We start from the raw sequence: 1,070 nt of genomic DNA on the forward strand, positions 1-1,070 counted from the left end.
TAACCCTTTTACCCATAGCCGACCAACCATAAAGGCTGCCTTATTCTTGCGGTAACTTCTGACCCTGAGCTCTGAAGCGTACTTTTACACCTTGAAGGTAGCCTTTTAGTCAGTCAGGCGGGTCATCGACCAACATTATTTTAGCACGAATCGTCATAAGTTGTCGTCTCGCTATCCATCCCCACCGTGAAAGACGGTGGGGAATTCCGCGAGTTTTGTTAAATAAAACAGGTAAGCATTGGAATAATGCTGAGTTACATCTTTTGAATAAAACAGGTAAGCATTGGCTTAATCTCTGTTACATCAGCTGACTGCTGACCACTGACCGCTGAGCGCTGTAAGCATATGCGCTACGCGCATATGCTTACAGCTGAAGCCAAGTTCAACACAAAAAAAATGATTATAGTCAAGCTCCAACTAGTGGGAAGTGCCGAAGGTGGATTCCATACCACAGTCACTTCTATTCCTAGGGAATTTGACACCTTTGATGGCTGTCTACCTCCCCTCCCACCAAAGTTAAAGGACTCATTCACCAAATGGCGGTCAGATTATCGAGAAGTCGAAGAAGTACGCTCACCGATTAATCCTGACCAAACTGGGTTTCGCATCAAACCTAAAGGTGTGAGAGTTTCTTCTCCCACTAACACCACTCAGGATGTGAAATTATACTTGAATGAATGGCTCAATGCTGGCGATAGTGACTGGCAGCAAATCCGGGATAACTTAATTTCTATAGGGAGTCAATTTAAGCTTGCTGAAGAAGAAACCAGAGTACTATTGGATTCTCAAGACATTAAATTGGGCTACTTTCCTTGGCAAGAGTGGCAGTTATTTGAAGATCACTTCTCACCGGTGGAAATTGCCTTAAGGGTCAGAGGCTGGCAACTGTTAAGGATTTTCTCCAAGAATGTTGCACTATCTACAAAGATGTGTTAGACTTTAAACATAGATTCAGTTTCATTAGAGATACTTTGCGACTTACATTAAAGCCGAAAACCAAGGGTTTAAGGGTTGCGTTTTTTGTCAATAGTGGAATCAAATTTATGCGCTAAGCCGGGCATAGTCCGGGT

General features: G+C 43.2%; 1 protein-coding gene. It reads left to right on the plus strand.

Going from position 1 to position 1,070, the window contains the following annotated elements:
* The first annotated feature begins 396 nt into the window (after positions 1-396).
* Entirely contained in the window at positions 397-936 is a 540-nt protein-coding gene (locus tag F6J99_RS45285) for a hypothetical protein (RefSeq protein WP_293124054.1), read from the plus strand.
* Positions 937-1,070: the final 134 nt, after the last annotated feature.

The sequence above is a fragment of the Moorena sp. SIO4G3 genome, assembly GCF_010692305.1.
GTDB lineage: Bacteria > Cyanobacteriota > Cyanobacteriia > Cyanobacteriales > Coleofasciculaceae > Moorena > Moorena producens_A.